Source organism: Ureibacillus aquaedulcis (genome assembly GCF_030418165.1).
Lineage (GTDB): Bacteria > Bacillota > Bacilli > Bacillales_A > Planococcaceae > Ureibacillus > Ureibacillus aquaedulcis.
This window is the reverse complement of record NZ_JAUHTQ010000002.1, coordinates 1-17044: the sequence shown is the minus strand read 5'-3', so window position 1 is coordinate 17044 and position 17044 is coordinate 1. Positions and strand designations below refer to the sequence as shown.

15 protein-coding genes are annotated in these 17044 nt (G+C 36.9%); 2 read left to right on the top strand and 13 right to left on the bottom strand.

Annotated features, from left to right (window positions below; all coding sequences use genetic code 11):
- Window positions 1-114 precede the first annotated feature (114 nt).
- The 9 genes from rarD to QYB95_RS02685 all read right to left on the bottom strand — a co-directional run bounded on the left by rarD (window position 115) and on the right by QYB95_RS02685 (window position 10191).
- Window positions 115-1044 carry an EamA family transporter RarD gene (gene rarD / locus QYB95_RS02725; protein ID WP_301136561.1) on the bottom strand — a complete coding sequence of 310 codons (930 nt, stop codon included), beginning with the start codon at window positions 1042-1044 and terminating at the stop codon, window positions 115-117.
- Between the two features lie 163 nt (window positions 1045-1207).
- Entirely contained in the window at window positions 1208-2977 is a 1770-nt protein-coding gene (locus QYB95_RS02720) for an ABC transporter ATP-binding protein (protein WP_301136560.1), read from the bottom strand.
- A complete protein-coding gene (locus QYB95_RS02715; protein WP_301136559.1) occupies window positions 2967-4730 on the bottom strand; it encodes an ABC transporter transmembrane domain-containing protein in 1764 nt (587 codons plus the stop codon). Before QYB95_RS02715 ends, QYB95_RS02720 begins: the two co-directional genes overlap by 11 nt.
- A gap of 488 nt (window positions 4731-5218) precedes the next feature.
- Window positions 5219-6460 carry an ABC transporter permease gene (locus tag QYB95_RS02710; protein ID WP_301136558.1) on the bottom strand — a complete coding sequence of 414 codons (1242 nt, stop codon included), beginning with the start codon at window positions 6458-6460 and terminating at the stop codon, window positions 5219-5221.
- Window positions 6450-7349 (bottom strand): ABC transporter ATP-binding protein, encoded by a 900-nt coding sequence (locus QYB95_RS02705; protein ID WP_301136557.1) that lies wholly within the window; start codon window positions 7347-7349, stop codon window positions 6450-6452. The genes QYB95_RS02710 and QYB95_RS02705 overlap by 11 nt, the downstream gene beginning before the upstream one ends.
- 14 nt (window positions 7350-7363) lie before the next feature.
- Window positions 7364-7912 carry a DUF2812 domain-containing protein gene (locus QYB95_RS02700; protein WP_301136556.1) on the bottom strand — a complete coding sequence of 183 codons (549 nt, stop codon included), beginning with the start codon at window positions 7910-7912 and terminating at the stop codon, window positions 7364-7366.
- The gene (locus tag QYB95_RS02695; RefSeq protein WP_301136555.1) at window positions 7909-8226 is read right to left on the bottom strand and encodes a PadR family transcriptional regulator; all 318 of its coding nucleotides are present in this window, start codon (window positions 8224-8226) and stop codon (window positions 7909-7911) included. Before QYB95_RS02695 ends, QYB95_RS02700 begins: the two co-directional genes overlap by 4 nt.
- Before the next feature lie 203 nt (window positions 8227-8429).
- The gene (locus QYB95_RS02690) at window positions 8430-9356 is read right to left on the bottom strand and encodes an alpha/beta hydrolase (protein WP_301136554.1); all 927 of its coding nucleotides are present in this window, start codon (window positions 9354-9356) and stop codon (window positions 8430-8432) included.
- Between the two features lie 208 nt (window positions 9357-9564).
- On the bottom strand, window positions 9565-10191 hold the full coding sequence (locus QYB95_RS02685) for a cupin domain-containing protein (RefSeq protein ID WP_301136553.1): 627 nt from the start codon (window positions 10189-10191) through the stop codon (window positions 9565-9567).
- A gap of 294 nt (window positions 10192-10485) precedes the next feature.
- On the opposite strand from QYB95_RS02685, the gene QYB95_RS02680 reads away from it, so the two are divergent.
- Window positions 10486-10818, top strand: a complete 333-nt coding sequence (locus QYB95_RS02680) for a CotD family spore coat protein (RefSeq protein WP_301136551.1) — start codon at window positions 10486-10488, stop codon at window positions 10816-10818.
- Between the two features lie 82 nt (window positions 10819-10900).
- On the opposite strand, the gene QYB95_RS02675 is transcribed toward QYB95_RS02680, so the two are convergent.
- From QYB95_RS02675 to QYB95_RS02660, 4 genes are all read right to left on the bottom strand, one after another.
- Window positions 10901-12049 carry a toxic anion resistance protein gene (locus QYB95_RS02675; RefSeq protein ID WP_301136550.1) on the bottom strand — a complete coding sequence of 383 codons (1149 nt, stop codon included), beginning with the start codon at window positions 12047-12049 and terminating at the stop codon, window positions 10901-10903.
- A 255-nt stretch (window positions 12050-12304) separates the two neighbouring features.
- Window positions 12305-13087: an SDR family NAD(P)-dependent oxidoreductase gene (locus QYB95_RS02670; protein WP_301136549.1), complete on the bottom strand. Its 783-nt coding sequence runs from the start codon at window positions 13085-13087 to the stop codon at window positions 12305-12307.
- Between the two features lie 70 nt (window positions 13088-13157).
- Window positions 13158-15305, bottom strand: coding sequence for a DUF2339 domain-containing protein (locus QYB95_RS02665; protein ID WP_301136548.1), 2148 nt, complete (start codon window positions 15303-15305; stop codon window positions 13158-13160).
- A gap of 225 nt (window positions 15306-15530) precedes the next feature.
- Window positions 15531-15635, bottom strand: a complete 105-nt coding sequence (locus QYB95_RS02660) for a YjcZ family sporulation protein (RefSeq protein ID WP_301136547.1) — start codon at window positions 15633-15635, stop codon at window positions 15531-15533.
- 283 nt (window positions 15636-15918) lie between these two features.
- On the opposite strand from QYB95_RS02660, the gene serC reads away from it, so the two are divergent.
- Window positions 15919-17013 (top strand): 3-phosphoserine/phosphohydroxythreonine transaminase, encoded by a 1095-nt coding sequence (gene serC, locus QYB95_RS02655; RefSeq protein WP_301136546.1) that lies wholly within the window; start codon window positions 15919-15921, stop codon window positions 17011-17013.
- Window positions 17014-17044: the final 31 nt, after the last annotated feature.

Below are 17044 nucleotides of genomic sequence, written 5' to 3'. Positions count from 1 at the left end.
TCTTTGTCTAAAATTTGTAGGAAATGTGAATGAAGCAGATCTAGTTACTTGATATACAAAATCATAACATATTCAATATAATAGAAATACAAAATTCTAATAATTCAACCAAATTTATAAACTTTTGGCATTCAAGGTCTCTTGTTGAATGGCACTTCTCTTTTTACTCTCAAAAATAGTTGAGAAAGTAAATATAACAATAGAGGCCCAGATAAACATGAATGAAATTAATTCCGTTTGTGTAAATGGTTCATGGTACAAAACAATACCTAAAAAGAGCACGATTGTCGGTGTCATATACTGAATAAACCCAATGACATACTGTGGCAGCAATTTCGCCCCCTTAGCGAATAACACTAGCGGAATTGCGGTTACGATTCCTCCCAGCACTAAAAAAAGATCTGTCTGCCAATTTACATGTAAAAAAGAAACAGAATTAGTTGACATAACATAAATATAGTAAACTATCGCGACTGGGAGCATCAACAATGTTTCAATGACTAAGCCACGAGTGGCATTTAAAGTAGTTTGTTTTTTTAATGCACTGTAGCTAGCAAAGCTTAAAGCGATTAACAATGCTAGCCATGGTATCTCTCCAAATCCTATGGTCAGTGATATAACGCCTATAAAGGCAACGATTACAGCACTAACTTGCAATTTGGAAAGTTTCTCTTTAAAGAAAATCATCCCAAATACAACCGTGATTAATGGATTAATATAATAACCCAAACTTGCATCTACTACATGATTATTGTTTACTGCATATATATATAAAAACCAGTTGCAGGAAATCACAAAAGATGCTGCTAATAAGGATAGAAACAGTTTTTTGTTTTTCCATAAAGATTTCAAATCTTCTATTAATAGTTTTCTTTGATTAATTATTAGAATCAAGAGAAAAGTAAATACAAAAGACCAAATTACCCTGGATATCAATACTTCCAAACTATCAACATGGGCAAGCAGCTTCCAATAGAGCGGGAAAACTCCCCATATACCGTATGCACCTACTGCATAAAGTATCCCCTTACGATCTATATTCATTATGGCACCTTCTTAAATCATTTTTCTTTCGTAAATCTGAACTAAACCAATTATAGTACTCAAAAAAATTGAAGTAAATCTTGAAATTAAATAGACTGATATCGACTCCTCTTTTAAAAAAGAAGAGGATACCTCCAATCATGCGGCATCCCCTTTCAAATAATTACTCAACAATTCCGTTTTGCAATAGATACATTTTATGATAAAGGCCTTTTTGTGCAAGAAGCTCTTGGTGTGTCCCTCTTTCAACAATCTCCCCTTGGTGTAAAACAAGAATTTGCTCTGCATCCTGGATTGTCGATAGGCGATGTGCAATTGCAATGGTTGTACGACCTTTTCTCATTTTTTCTAAGGAAGACTGAATTGCCACTTCAGTTTCAGTGTCAATTGAGGCTGTTGCCTCATCCAGCACCAGTATTTTGGGATTTGTGGCTATTGTACGGGCAAATGCAACAAGCTGTCTTTGACCACTGGAGAAGGTCGAACCACGCTCGGAAACCTTCTGTTCATATTGGTTTGGCAATTGTTCGATAAATTTATCGGCTTGAACAAATTTTGCAGCTTCTACCACATGCTCAGCTGTTAAATTCGCATCAAGTAATCGGATATTACTCGCAATGGTGCCATAGAAAAGGAATGGATCCTGCAGAACCAGACCCAATTTGCTTCTTATCTCATTCTTGCCATAAGATTTGATTGATTTCCCGTCTATTAAAATATCCCCTTCTTCAAATTCATAAAAACGCATCAACAGGTTAATTATAGAGCTTTTGCCGCTTCCGGTATGCCCAACCAATGCAACCGTTTCTCCCGGCTTTACCGTAAACGATATATTTTTCAAAACGTTTGTTTTGCCGTTATAACTGAAGGTTACGTCTTTAAATTCGATTAACCCATCCCTAATGGTTAAGTCACTTTCCTTCTGCTTTGGCTCCACTTCCTCATCGTCCAATAGATCGAACACACGGGAGGCCGCTACAATGGCTTGTTGGTAAAAGGCCAAACGTTCCATCACATTATTGATTGGTTCAAAGAATCGATTGATATATGTGATGAAAACATAAACAACCCCTACTTCAATTGCTGTATTGAATGATGTCATACCAAAATAAGTCAGGATGATGACAATCGCCGAGAAGAATATTAAATCAATTACCGGTCTGAGTAAAAGACTGTTTAATTTAATATTGTTCATCATTGCAACGTAATGCTCTTCATTTATCTGATCGAATTCATCAGAAAAACGCTGCTCCTGACGGAAAGTCTGAATGATGCCCATTCCAGATAAGCTTTCGGCTAATTTTGCATTTAACTGACTAAGCTTCTCCCGCATTGTCATGAATACAACTGAACTATATTTCCTGTATAAATAGATAACCAAAAATATTAATGGCAATAAAACAAGGGCGTATAAAGCAAGCAATGGATTCAGCAGAAACATGGCAATATACACACCGACAATTAGAAAAGCAGCTTGAACGAATGAACTCAATACGGAAACAAATAATTCCTTTATGGCCTCCGTATCATTTGTAGCTCTGGAAACAATTGATCCTGCTGGTGTTTCATCAAAATATCGCATTCCAAGTCCATGAATCTTCGAGAAGACATCTATTCGTAGTTGCTGTATAACTTTTAGCGCAATCTCCTGGAACTTTACAAGCTGTATATAGGAAATGACAACATTCAATATTTGAATGATAAAATAAGAAACAGCTAAATAAAGAATAGGCTTTAGATCGAATTGATTCTTTGCCACGTGCTCATCAAGAAATATTCCAATGAGATACGGGCCGACTACATCACCAATTACTGTTAGCATTAGCAAAAACAGAGCAAGTACGACCGCTTTCTTATGCGGTTTTAAATAAGAGAGCAACCTGAATAGTATTTGTGTCTGTTCTTTACTAGAAAAGGCAAGCTTATCTTTCATTTATTTCCCCTCCCTTTTCTACCAATCTTTCAAGTTGCTGCAACTGATACATCTCAAAGTATCTGCCCTGGAGCGACATCAACTCTTCATGGGTTCCTTTTTCAACTATTGTTCCTTCATGCATGACAATAATTAAATGCGCGTGTTCGATAGCACTTAAACGGTGGGAGGTAATGATTGTTGTAGCGTCTTCTCTTGCTACTTTTAATGATTTTAGTATGGCTTCCTCCGTTTTTGCATCCACTGCTGATAAAGAATCGTCCAAAATCAGGAGCTCCGGTTTCAGCATGAGTGCACGTGCAATGGAGATTCGCTGTTTTTGTCCACCAGACAACGAGACACCACGTTCTCCCACAATTGTTTGATAGCTTTCAGAAAAACGCAAAATATCTTCGTGTATATGAGCGATACTTGCTATACGCTCAACTTCTTCGGTTTTTTCATTCGGATTATTGAATGCGATATTTTCGAAAACGGTTGTGGAAAATAAGAAATGATCTTGTGGGACATAGCCTATTGATTCTCTTAGTCTTTGTTTTTTATACTCATCGATTGAATGGTTTCCAAATCTAATGTCTCCAGTATATCCTTCAAATTCACGTAGGAGCAGTTTCAGGATGGCTGTTTTACCCGAACCGGTTTTACCTACAATCCCCAATGTTTCTCCACGTTTCAATTTAAAATGAACATCATGGAGTGCACTTGTTTGATCGCCGGGGAACTTGAAATCATTAATGTTGAAATCAATATCTCCATATGGTTTCAGATCCAGTGCGTTTTCTTTGTCGTCAATTTCTGCCGGCACAGAAAGCAGGTGCTCTATTCGGTCATAGGAAGCTGAGCCGCGTTCCATAATGTTGAAGAGCATACCAAAGGCCAGCATTGGCCAAACGAGCAATCCAAGGTAAGTATTAAAGGCGACCAAATCACCGATTGTCATCGTGCCTTCATAAATAAACTTCGCTCCAAATCCCAAGCTCAGCATAAAACTAAAGCCGATAATTAAACTGATTGTCGGATCAAACAATGAGTCGACCCGTGCCACTTTCATGTTTTTATCCACTACATCATTTGACAGGCGGGTGAAGTCTGCTGTATCCTCCTCTTGCTGTCCGAAGGTTTTGATTACTTTAATCCCTGAAATGCTCTCCTGTGTTTTATCGTTCAAATCTGAAAATGCAGCTTGCGCCTCACGAAACCTCGAATGCAGAAGCTTTCCATAATAGCTTGTTGAAATGGCCATTACCGGCATCGGTATTAAGGCAATTAACGTTAAACGCCAATCAATCGTTAAAGCCATGGCCAAAATTACAAAACCTCCAGTTGTAACAGAATCGAAAAGGGTTAAAACACCCCCACCGGCTGTTTGCTGAACAGCTGCGATGTCATTTGTGGCATGCGCCATCAAATCCCCGACTCGTCGCTGCTGGTAAAATGAGGGGCTCATTTTCGTAAAATGCCGGAAGAGCTTCTCCCTTAATAGTTTTGCTAAATAAGTGGAAGAACCAAATATCATACGCCGCCAATAGTAACGCAGGATGTAGATGAGAATCGCTACGACAATAATTATTCCGACCCACTTTGCAAGCGACTGTGGGGTTAACTCCCTATTTCCAATTTCGTCAATTACATAGCCAATTACTTTTGGAGGTACAAGATTTAAAATGGCGACCAATGCGAGCATGGTCAAACCAATCAAGTACTCTTTTTTCCTCAACTTAAAAAACCAGCCTAATTTCAAAAAAACTTTCATTTATCCACCTTCTTTGTTTTCTAAAGGTACTAAATTTTTAAAAGATTCAGTTCTTATGAAGCCCAACTTATTTTAGCAAATATTAAATTAGGCGTGAAGACTATTCTTGAAAATAATTCAGAAATCGAAACATTTCATTCTAAAGTTGGAGGTGGATTGAGGTTTTTAAGTGAGGCAAACGCATCTGAACACGATTTGCGGTCCAGTTTTACTACCTTTTGGAGCGGTCCTCTTTTTGAGTCGTCTTAATAACTGTCACTTTGCTACCGGTCGAGAGAGTTTTCTTTTTGAATCGTCATTATAAGCAAGGCTTTACTACCGTTTAATGCTATTTTCATTTAGCATCGTCGTAATAAACCCTGCTCCTTTCCGATCGAATCATTCATCTTTTTAAATCATCTCAATCTCAATAAGTCTTTCCTTCGCAATAAAAAGACTGCAAGAAAATCCGGAATTCCGAATCTCTTTACAGTCTAGGTTCTTTGCAATTATGTTGTAACTTTAAAGACAGTTTTAATTTTTTGAATAACCCCGCCGGAACTATAAGTTAGCACACTGCGTTTATAGAATGATAGGCTGACAATGTATAAAGCTAAAACCGTTATAATTAGTACGGCTAATGAAATCATAGGTTCGATCGTGGATATATCAGTTGCACCGATACGTAATGGCATGACCATTCCGGAAGTTAACGGAATATACGAGAATACTTTAATGAGCAAAGTATCTGGATTCGCAACACCTGAAATCATGACATAAAAACCAACGAGTGCAATCATGATCCCTGGAGTCATAACTTGGGAAGCTTCTTCCACTTTCGACACAAGTGAACCGAATAATGCACCGATTATTAAGAATAAGACGATTGTTAAAAATAAAAAAGCAATTACATAAAAAACATAGGAATATGAGAGTTCATTTAAGATCGACTCAACCATTTCCCATTTTGCCCCATCATCAGTTACTCTTAGCAGCACAAAAAGGAAACCAAATATAATCACGAATTGTGTAAGAGCCAGTAGAGTAATCCCTATAATTTTCGATTGGAAATGAGTACCCGGTTTCACACTGACCAATAGCATTTCCAGTGCTCTTGACCCTTTTTCCGATGCCACATCTGTCGTAATCATTGAAAGGAATGCCATGATAAAGAAATAAATGACAATACCCACGAAATAGGAAGCCCATATACCTGATTGTTTTTGGTCCTCGCTTTTTCCATCCGCAGCACCTTCGTTTAAGTTTGTATTTGTAATAATCGCTTCAGCGTTCAAGATCTTGTCAGCTTCGCTGGCTGTTAAGTTCAATTGTTGGATGCCGTAGATTTTTCCTGCATATTGCACAAATGACGAAATAGTAGATTGATCATTGAATTTAAGTGGAACAAAGGTTGCGATATCTGCTTTTAATTTTTCATCTTCCTCTTCGACAACTACAACTGCATCAAATTTTTCTTCTTCAAGCTGTTTATATAAAGTTTCGATTGACTCCGTTGGGAAGCTAAATGTAATGTCTTCATTTGATAGGAATATTGGTTCTAATTCAACTGAAGTTTCATTAACCAATGCCACTTCCAACCCCTCTTCATTCACAAAGAGTCCCTTGATTTCCGACCAGAACATTACAACAGCAATTATCGCGACATATAAAAGAGTCATAAGTATAAAAGACTTCGCACGAACCTTTTGTTTATAGAGCTGCTTAATAAGAATCCATAATTTATTCAACATTGCCACCTACCTTATCTTTGAAAATTGCATCCAGCGATAGATAATCCAGACTGAATTTTTCAATATATTGTCCATTTGAGACAACGTCGAAGATAGATTCCGCAAAGGATTCATCCAACAGAGTCAACACATATTCATCCCGTTCGACCTTAACTTCTTTTACTCCTGCCATTTTCTTTAAGTCATTTAAAGAAACATTGGTACGAAGAGTTAACTTCGTTTTCCCATATTGTTTCTTCAAGTCTAGAAGACTACCTGAAAAAAGTGAGACTCCCCTTTTAAGAAGACAAAGATGATCACACAATTCTTCGACATTATCCATCTGGTGACTGGAAAATAGAATAGTTACACCTTTCTCTTTTAATAATAAAATCGCATTTTTCAGCAAGTCACGGTTTACCGGATCCAGCCCACTAAACGGTTCATCCAAAATCAGAAATTTCGGTTTGTGAATAAAACTTGCAATGAGTTGAACTTTTTGTTGATTCCCTTTTGACAAAGTTTCCGCTTTGCTGTTGCGCTTTTCTTCCAAATCGAAGCGCGCAATCCAGAAGTCAATTTCCTTTTTCAGCTCATCCCGTTTCATACCTCGCAATTCGCCGAAGAAAAGTAATTGTTCCTCCACTTTCATCTGAGGAAAAATACCGCGTTCTTCCGGCAAATATCCTAAGTAATCACGGTTTATTTTCTTTATGGGTGTACCATCCCAAGCAATCATACCTGATGTTTGGTCCTGCAGATCCAATATCATACGGAAAGTGGTGGTTTTTCCAGCACCGTTTTGTCCAATAAGTCCAAAAATCTCACCCTTCCCTATGGTAAAAGATAGGTCATTTACAGCTATGAAATCTTTATATTTTTTCACAACATGCTCTAATGTTAAAGTCATTATTAAGCTCCTTTCTAATCACAGAAAATGTCCAACTGATGTTTTAAGTGTCTTCGTTTTTTCATTATTTTTATCAAGGGGAATAATAAAATAATAGCGCAGCCTATATTAACTCCCCCTACAAAATCATTAATGCCAGCCAGATTACCAGAATTCAAGAGTGTTGAATTAATGATTCCAATGAATAAGTTAATAAAAAATACTGTTAAAAAAAGATAGAATACTCGATTTAGGTAAGCAAGCCTTGAAGTAGTATCACTATATAATTCAAAGGGGCCCTCTGCAGCCTTTTTTCTAAAATAGGCCCAATTAAAGAAGACCCTTACCAGTTCAATCCCTGAAGATTGCAAAAACCTGATGTACTCCTTGCTATCCTCTTTGGAACCGATGCCGGATATCATTTCATTGCGGTAAATAAACTCTCCAGGTTCTCCTTTCTTGAAAGAGTAGAATACCAGACCAAAGGAAGTTAAATTCCATCCTTTTTTGGCCATAAGATTTACCCATTCTTCCTCTCTTTCATAATCTAAAAAAAGCCGAATTTTCATTTTGCTTGCTCTCAAAATTTGCCACCTCCTGTAATACGGACACCATTATCAAAAAGTTCCCTTAATCTTGAAATTTCTGATAGAATTACCTTTTTTCCTTCCTCGGTAATGATGTATTCCTTTTTACGCCCATCGTCTTCAAAAGCTTGAATCCATCCTCGGTCTAGCAGGGTTTTAATCGCTCCGTAGATTGTTCCAGCCCCTAATTTCACACGTCCCGCCGTCATTTCCTCCGTCAGTTGAATAATTCCGTACCCATGTCTGGGTTCGTACAAAGAAAGTAAGATATAGTAAACCCCTTCCGTTAAAGGGGGATGCTCATGTGTCATATCATTCTTGTCCTTTCATCTATATTGTCGAACGATATATCGGCTGTTGATATATGGAATATATCAGCAACCGATATAGTTGTCAATATGAAGTAGACTTGTGAATATCATTCTTATCATCACAAGCATGGAGCATTCATTATTTTTCCTCATAAATAAAAAAGAGAAGCAAAATTAACCCTGCTTCTCTTTCTTTTACGTGATTATTGTTCCAAGAATGCTCCAATGGTCTTAACAGACTCATCAATTTCTTGACCAAAAAAATTGTTTTTTGTGAAGAAGCTGTGAACCAAGCCACTTGCAATGTGTAATTCAACTTGATTGCCAAAGCGTTCGAGTTTATGTGCATAGGCGATTCCTTCATCCTTCAACACATCATTTTCTGCTACGATTATACAAGCTTTGGGCAATTGTTTTAAATTTCTTGATTGTAATGGAGCTACATAAGGATGGTTTCGCAGCTCCTTATCTTGTAAATAGTAATGGGCAAACCATTCCATGTCTTTGCTCTGTAAACCAAAACCTTCCGCGAACTTACGATAGGAATCTGCAGCAAACGATAAATCCGTTACAGGGTATAGCAGCACTTGAGATTTAATAGCTGGACCTTGACACTCATTATTCAATATTGTCACTACGGCTGCAAGATTCCCTCCTGCACTATCACCCATAACTGTCACTTCGTTTAGGAGCCCATTCAGCTCTTGCAAATTTTCCATTGTCCACAGAAATGCATCATATGCGTCATATAACGGTGTAGGAAATTGATATTCCGGCGCTAATCGGTAACCAACCGAAATGACAATTGATTCGGTCTCGGCTGCAAGAATCTGGCAGGATGCATCGCATGTCCCAATATCGTTTAATACCCATCCTCCTCCATGATAATAAATAATAATTGGGAATGGTCCATTGCCATACGGTGTATAGATACGAATCGGTATTTGTTCTCCATCACGTACAGTGATGACTCTATCTTCCGTTTTCTTCAATTTAATTTGATTAGATACTTGAATTTTCGGGGCATTGGCACGCAACCTTCGTACTTCATCCGGGGTCATCGTATGTATGGGTGGTTGCTGTTTCACATTTTCTAAATAGCTTTTCGTGCTTTCCAATAAATTTGCCATTTGATTCACAATCCTTATATTGATTTTTTTACCGATCTATCATGTAATATCAATTATAAGTAAGTTTATAGGAATTATCAAATATAATATGAGTGTAAAGCTGTATCGGGCTCTGACCTAAACTTTCTTTTTTCGATTAAATTTAGAACCGTATATCCTTATCCGTTACTCATACTGAAAAAAGACATGGCCCCCCATGTCTTCATGCCTAGGAATAAAATGGGTGATTCTTTGGTTGATAATTTACAGGTATAGCATAATGGGGAGCGTATGGAGGATATGGTTGCTGATAGTGATAATTTGGATGACAATCATTATAAGGACCGATAAATGTACCTGGCTTTACCGGTGCAACGCTTTGCTTCCAATGCTGTTCATCGATACAGTACGTTTTTGACATTATGCTTGGTGGAGTAAACTTTAAGATATCTGAACCCAGTATTACCTCAGGTATATTGGCATCAAAAATTGCTAAAAAATGAGTATTGTCAACTTGTGCTTCAATGTAATGCCACCAACCTTGAGGCACGTTTGTTACTTGACCGGGAGTTATGGTGAACTGCATTAATTGTTTCATATAAGGGTTGAAGATTGAAACAATCGCGCACCCCGAAATACAGTAAACGAGTTCAGCTGCATTTTGGTGGTAATGGGGCTCGACAATATTGCCCTTACTTAAAAATGTATCCAGCATCGAAGTGCCTTTCAAAGAATTTAATTCATTGGCTCCCAAAACATTTATAAAATTTTGTGGATCTTTTTTAAATAGCTGACTTTTGTTTACATCAAAGAAAAATTGAATGGATGGTGAAGAAAAATCAATGGATGAACTCATCTATGCCGTCTCCTTTATTACATTGTTGAAAAATCGCTAACCGTAGAAACTTTAGGAATTTCCTACCTCTCACAAACCTTGTTACATGACTTTAGCCCGCCTTCATCCCATCTATTGTATGTATTTTGTCGATTTAGGTTCTTGCACATAAAGTAAGCATTGCAATGACTTGCCTACTGTATGTGATAAATCTAATTATTAACTTTATTCAGTAATAGGTATTTATCTAGTTGAGGTACCCTCTTTTGAATAGATTAGTAATGCACAAACTATTAAAAAAAGAGGAGGGTAAACATGAACCGTCGTCATCACTGCGGAGGGCGTTGTAACAATCCCATTTGTTGTCCGCCAAATGTTTTTCCAACACAAGTAGCGCCTGCACGGATATCTCCAACACAGCATATTGTGAAAACGAACATTTTCAACACAGTAGTACCACATTGCCATCCAGTTCATACGACAACTGTCAACAGACACAATACTCATCATCAGCATTTCTTCCCACGTACAGAATCTGTTGTGAATGAATTCACTGAAACGCAAGAGTTTTTCCCGCCATATAATGCAGGAACTGTAGGTAATATGGGTGCTCCAGTTCGTAGAAGAAGAGGATTTTTTAATTTCTAGTATCTAGAAAAGCCAAAGATTTCTTCTTCCCATAAAAAAATAGATTACCTTCACTTCCATGTGAATGGTAATCTATTTTAATTTACATACGTTTTAATTTTTCATATTCCAGTTGTAATTGTTCGATTCGTTTTCTTCCTTCTTCACGGTTACGAACTGTTTCAGCTTGAATTTGTTTTGTTTCTTCAATTCCTGACATAATTGTCTGCCAAGTTGTTTCGATTGTTTCAATCTTGATGCTTGGATTTCCAGCTGAACGAGCAATATCGATGCTGTTTTGGCGAATATTTTCGGCATTTCGAATCAACATTTCATTTGTGCGTTTATCAAGCTCATTCATGGAATCTGCCACTAGTTTTTGGCGCTGGATTGTAACCGCATGAATTAACCCTTGCTTAAATATAGGAATGGTCGTCACAAATGCAGAATTAATTTTACCGATAAGATGATTGTTCCCTTGTTGAATCATTCGAATTTGAGGCGCTGCCTGGAAGGAAACTTGTTGAGCCATTTCTAGATCGTACCTACGTTGCTCCAATAACTCCATATTTCTTCTAAGTGTCTCAAGTTCCATAATGGCTTCTTGATCTCCCTCATTTGCTCTTTGCTCCAAGACAGGGATTTGTGGGTGCAGCTGCTGCAATTTTACTTCGATGGCAGCAACATGCTCACTCAAACTTTGAAAATAGCTCAAGTTTTGGTCATACATTTGCTCGAGCTCGATTGTATTCCGTTTCATCTCAAGCTCATACTTTTGTATTTCATTGTAAATGACATCGATCTCTTTATTCATTGTGTCGTATTTCGACAAGATTCTTTCTAACTGCTCTTTACCTTTATTGAATAAGCGCTTTAGTAATCCGCCTTTTTTCTCTTCCTTGAAATCCTGTGGGTCAAAGCGGTCCATTATTTTATTTAAGTTATTAATGAGCTCACTTGATCTTTCAAGCTTGCTTGTTTTGATGGAAGCCAACATTTTATCCGAAAACTTCGAGATTGCTGTTGCAGTTTCTTTACCGAATTCCAGAACAGCAATTTGATTTTTTGCGTCTATTTTTTCAGCAAGCGCTTGTACCTGTGGCTCTTCCTTTAGAGCAAGCTGACGTTTTTTTATCTGAGATAATTCTTCCTGGCTAACAAGCTGTTGCTGCGGTATTTCGGAAAGTGCATTTCCATCTACATTTATTTTTGAATCCAGATCATCAAATAAGGGGTTTTTTGTTTCTGACATTAAAATCCTCCGTTCCATTTATAGAAATTCCTTGATAGGCAAATAAATACATTCAACACTCATCATATACAAATTATACTTATTAAAAACATACGAATTACAAGTAAAAAAGTTTCATATTAGATTTCCATTACAACTATCATAACACTATTAAGACAATATTTAGTTGTTCATTGTTTTAAATTAAGTATGTAGCTTCTACTAACAAAATGAAAAAATCCTGCTTGAGCACAAACAGGATTATTAATTTTTCTATTATAAAGCTGCACCTGAACCACCATCTATATTAATGGCTGTGCCGGAAACATAGGAAGCTGCATCAGAAGCCAGGAATGTTATAACATTTGCTGCTTCTTCCGTGTTGCCAATGCGACCAAGCGGAATTGTTTTGCCTACTTCTCTTGAATATTCTTCCCAAGTAGCTTCCGGCATTTCATTTTGCCATTTACCCTCAATTTGCCGGCTTCGAATTAAACCGATACAAACCGAATTCACTCGAATATTATATTTCCCTAAATCCTTGCTCATCGCTTTAGTCAAGGCGAGACCGGCAGAACGACTAACGGTAGTAGGCAAACTTTGTGCAGGTGGGGTTTTAGCTAGAACAGCCGTTAGATTAATGATCGAGCCGCCATTTTGTTCCTTTAAATATGGCAGGGCATATTTTGAACAATGAATCGCTCCAAATAATTTTAAATTTAAGTCAGCGTGCCATAAATCCGTGTCCACATCTTCAAACGAATTAGCAGATGAAGTACCGGCATTGTTAATGACAATGTTTATTTTGCCATAATGAGCGACGACTTCTTCAATTAATCTCTTACACTCTGTCTCGATGGATACATCTGCGGAAACAGTTAGAACCTCTTCCCCAGTTTGTTCTTGAATAAATGTTTTTGCTTCTTTCAAAGCACCCTCTTGTCTAGCGGCAATTGCTACTTTTGCTCCCTCTTTTACTAGCTGTAAAGCTGTATATAAGCCGATTCCTTTGCTTGCCCCTGTAATGACAGCAACTTTGTTCTTTAACCCTAAATCCATATGCAATATCTCCTTTAAATTAGATAATAGTTAAATTATATAGGAATAAACATTCATTGTGCGAATTTTCTTATTGCTTGGTTTTATTGTTATTGGAAAGAAGCCGGTTTGACAGGAATAATCCGATGCCTCCAATGACCATAAATAAAATAGCTCGTATAATCAAATTTAAGGAAGCGAGATCGAAGAATACCAGTTTAATAATAGCAATCGCTAGTACACAATACCCCATAACCTTGACTTTTTTTGATTGTCCTGTTGTACTCATCCAAAGAGATAGACTTGCTGTTAGGAACAGTAAAAGTGTTTTACCTGTAACAATAATGAGATGACTCATTAGCCCTTCATATAAGATTTGACTAAGGATTGAATATCCAAGCAGCATTGCCCCCAGAATTCCTACTGTCAAAAGTCCATCTACATCAATTTTCAATTTTGAAATCCAGGTCCTGTATAAGTATCCTTTCATATAAATATCTGCAATGATAGCAATGAAAATCATTGCGTAGATTACTCGTACAATAAGATTTAGCCAAATATCAAAGCCTTCAACAAAATGAGTTGGTATAAGGCTCATGTACACTAGCAAGAATGCAATAATTAAAGTATATCTAAGCCCTCTTCCGATCAACTTTTCCGAGATAAACAAGGAAACCAGCATGATGAACGCGAGCACTAATGCTGTAAAATAAGGATGATCGCCATTGGATAAATAAGTAATATCAAACTTTAATACATAGTTAAAGAAATAAACAGCCAGTAATATCGGGAAAATATCCAAGGAAAAATTCACATTGGCTTTTCCATCATCCGATAGTTCAACCTTGGATTGTTGTTTTAAATAGAAGAATAATGCTAGCAGGTAAATAAAAACAAATAAGTAATTTAAATGTTCCAAAGTCCAAAAAGGATTTATTTCATCAACTAGTAGATGAATCGTCACAAAAAAAGTAAATAATAGACTATAAGTATATTTCATCAGTTTGGCATTTAGCTTTAGTGCGAGCATCAATCCCAGGAATGCACTTAAAGGCAAAAGTACCATTTCCAGATGATCAATCGCATTTATTACCATGACAATATTGAAAATTGTTAACAATGCGAGCGTTCCGGCTATATCCACAATCCTGGACTCACTGCGTTTATTTGCAAATAGAGCCAAAATGCCATAAATGACTGCCAATACTAGTAACGGCAGCGAAGAATCATCCGCAATGATATTTACGATAAGTACCGTTAGTCCACTCAAGCTAAATAATAAGCCTTCATGGATTGTTCGCCATTTACTGAATGGCTTGTATAGATGCCACCAAACGAGCAGTAAAACAATGTTTAGCAGGATGCAGCTCAATACATACATTGCTGATTTATCATCATTCAGACTCCAAATGACCTGAACTGCAATGATTGAGAAGACGTATGAAATATACATAGCGATCGACTGGATATGTTTAATAAATATAATCTGCATGGACCCATAAACAAGCAGGACATAAAGTAAAATGATTATTCCATTGAAATCCATGTATTCTAATAGATAAGGCAATAATAATGAAGTGAAAATCACGAAGATTGAAAGCACTTCATTTTTCTTTACGTAACAGATGGTGATTCCATAAGCGATAAAAATAAGAGCCAAAAGAAGCGCAAAATATAAACCTAATACCTCATACAGTATAGCACCTGCAGCAGTTGTCAATATTCCAATGATAAATGCCCCACCGTAAAGTACGATTGTGAAAATCTGTGAGGTTTCCGGCCTTTTCAGATCCATGAACAGTCCTATCATGATTAAGCAAAGAGACAAGGCATATGCTAATGCGATTTTTAGTGCATTTGTTAATAATCCAAAGTCACTAATTACTTTAAGTCCCCAGAGTACACCAAGAACCAGAATAAGCATAAAGATTTTAGGCAATAACCAAAGAATGATCTCCTCAAAACTTCTATTCTTCCGGGGAGGTACTGATTCAATTTCTCGGTCAGATTGTTCGGTCGAACTATTTGTGATCGGTTCTTTTGCTTTTACTGACGCTACTCTGTTTAATTTAACCAGATGGTTATCTGCTTCTTCACGAGCCTCCTTTTTTGCTATTTGATCGGTTTGAACACCTGTTTCTTTTAAACTGGTTTTAACCTTTAGTTCATCCAGTTCTAAACGTAGCGCTCGAACTTGAATCTCCAGGTTTTCGATTCGCTTATCCGTTTCATTACCCATTTAAGTGCCCCTTTAATTATAATTGATTGCACCTCTATTTTAATTGAAAAAAATCCAATTTCAAGGAGTAATAGGTAATAACTTTTCTAAATTAGACATCCTTCTCTTAGTGCCAAGGTCGAGACTATCCAAATACATACTTGATAATTACTTATGTACTAAACAAAAAAATGGACTTCGAAGCATATAAGCTTCGAAATCCATTTTTTATTGATTTTAGATTAATTAGCTGTTGAAGTAGTAAGCACCAACGATAATTAAAAGAATGAATAGTACAACAATCAAAACAAACTCGTTGTTGTTTTTAGAATAGCCACCATGGCAATACATAGCTTTCTCCTCCTTTTTTCTATTTAGTACAATTTATGTCGGCAGCTTGATTTCGACAGGGACAAATGCACAGTATTTAGGGAAATAAGCCAAAAATTTGAGGAATGAAAGTAAAAATGGATTTAGACTTACTATTGTTCCAAACAAAATCTTCTAATTATATTGTCCTGGCAATTCAAAATGTCCAAAAATTCATCATTTTTTTAAAAATCAAATCCATTCTCTAAAAAAAGGTATATAATCAATATATCAATTTATTAATTTTCTACAGGGAGTGTTTTATTTGATTACAACAAAACGTGCATACAATTTTAATGCTGGACCATCTGCATTGCCTATCGAAGTATTGCAAAAAGCACAAGAAGAAATGGTAAATTACAATAATTCTGGCATGTCAATTATGGAAATGAGTCATCGCAGCAAAGATTATGAAGCGGTACATAATGATGCAATTGCTCGTTTAAGAGCCCTATATTCAATTCCCGATAACTACGAAGTTCTCTTCCTGCAAGGCGGCGGAAGTCTGCAATTTACGATGGTGCCAATGAATTTCCTCGGCAAAGAGCAAACAGCCAGCTATATTTTGACTGGATCTTGGTCTGAAAAGGCGATCAAAGAAGCAAAACTTTTTGGACAAGTACAAGAAGCAGCAAGTACAAAAGAAAACTCTTATCGTAATATTCCGGCTTTAGAAGAAATTCAATTCAGTGAAACAGACGCATATGTTCATATTACTTCAAACAATACAATTTACGGTACTCAGTGGAAAGAGTTCCCTCAAACCGGTGCGGTTCCACTAATCGCTGATATGTCCAGTGACATTCTTTCCAAACCAGTAGATGTAAGCAACTTCGGCATCATCTATGCTGGAGCGCAAAAAAATCTTGGCCCTTCTGGAGTGACTGTAGTCATTATCCGTAAAGACCTGCTGGAAAAAGCGAATACCAACATTCCAACAATGTTAAAGTATTCAACACATGCCGATTCGAATTCTCTATATAACACTCCTCCAACATTCGGTATTTATATGCTAGGTGAAGTATTGAAATGGGTAGAAGAAAAAGGCGGTCTTGAAGCGGTTGAGAAAAACAACGAAGAAAAGGCGAAGCTTATCTATGATGTGATTGATAACAGTAATGATTTCTACAGAGGACATGCTACACCTGAATCTCGTTCTCTTATGAACATTACTTTCCGCGTAGCAAATGAAGAACTTGAAAAGCAATTCCTAGCCGAAGCAAAAGAAGCAGGATTTGTTGGATTAAATGGCCACCGTTCTGTTGGCGGCTGCCGCGCTTCAACTTATAATGCTGTACCATTCGAAACATGTAAAGCACTTGCCGAGTTCATGATCGAATTCCAAAATAAGCATCAATAATTGTTTTAATTCCCGAAGGCCCAATTAATTT

Bases quoted from the DNA above. Each gene is read 5' to 3' on its own strand.
- rarD (WP_301136561.1), bottom strand. From the start codon at position 1,044: ATGAATATAGATCGTAAGGGGATACTTTATGCAGTAGGTGCATACGGT.
- QYB95_RS02720 (WP_301136560.1), bottom strand. From the start codon at position 2,977: ATGAAAGATAAGCTTGCCTTTTCTAGTAAAGAACAGACACAAATACTA.
- QYB95_RS02715 (WP_301136559.1), bottom strand. From the start codon at position 4,730: ATGAAAGTTTTTTTGAAATTAGGCTGGTTTTTTAAGTTGAGGAAAAAA.
- QYB95_RS02710 (WP_301136558.1), bottom strand. From the start codon at position 6,460: ATGTTGAATAAATTATGGATTCTTATTAAGCAGCTCTATAAACAAAAG.
- QYB95_RS02705 (WP_301136557.1), bottom strand. From the start codon at position 7,349: ATGACTTTAACATTAGAGCATGTTGTGAAAAAATATAAAGATTTCATA.
- QYB95_RS02695 (WP_301136555.1), bottom strand. From the start codon at position 8,226: ATGACACATGAGCATCCCCCTTTAACGGAAGGGGTTTACTATATCTTA.
- QYB95_RS02690 (WP_301136554.1), bottom strand. From the start codon at position 9,356: ATGGCAAATTTATTGGAAAGCACGAAAAGCTATTTAGAAAATGTGAAA.
- QYB95_RS02685 (WP_301136553.1), bottom strand. From the start codon at position 10,191: ATGAGTTCATCCATTGATTTTTCTTCACCATCCATTCAATTTTTCTTT.
- QYB95_RS02680 (WP_301136551.1), top strand. From the start codon at position 10,486: ATGAACCGTCGTCATCACTGCGGAGGGCGTTGTAACAATCCCATTTGT.
- QYB95_RS02675 (WP_301136550.1), bottom strand. From the start codon at position 12,049: ATGTCAGAAACAAAAAACCCCTTATTTGATGATCTGGATTCAAAAATA.
- QYB95_RS02670 (WP_301136549.1), bottom strand. From the start codon at position 13,087: ATGGATTTAGGGTTAAAGAACAAAGTTGCTGTCATTACAGGGGCAAGC.
- QYB95_RS02665 (WP_301136548.1), bottom strand. From the start codon at position 15,305: ATGGGTAATGAAACGGATAAGCGAATCGAAAACCTGGAGATTCAAGTT.
- QYB95_RS02660 (WP_301136547.1), bottom strand. From the start codon at position 15,635: ATGTATTGCCATGGTGGCTATTCTAAAAACAACAACGAGTTTGTTTTG.